The sequence below is a fragment of the Psychrobacter proteolyticus genome (assembly GCF_038155145.1).
GTDB lineage: Bacteria > Pseudomonadota > Gammaproteobacteria > Pseudomonadales > Moraxellaceae > Psychrobacter > Psychrobacter proteolyticus_B.
On sequence record NZ_JBAKAY010000107.1, the window covers coordinates 1 to 225 of the forward strand.

General features: G+C 44.9%; 1 protein-coding gene. It reads left to right on the forward strand.

Features of this window, described 5'->3' with window-relative positions:
* On the forward strand, nucleotides 1–225 hold a 225-nt coding region (locus V6252_RS13160; RefSeq protein ID WP_341610744.1), incomplete at both ends, for a hypothetical protein.

Consider the following 225-nt stretch of genomic DNA (forward strand, 5'->3'; position numbering starts at 1 on the left):
CTATAACATTGCCAGGGGACACTGCTCCTAATAACACTATCGACTATAGTGGCTCAAATGATACAGCCTCGGTCACAGTTTCATTAACCTCACGTGATCAAGATGGATCAGAAAGCTTTACCCGTCTAGAAATTAGCAACGTGCCGGCCGGTATTCTAGTAGAAGGCGGGATATTGGCTGGTAAGATTTGTTATGTCGATGTACCAGATACGGCAATAACAGGTG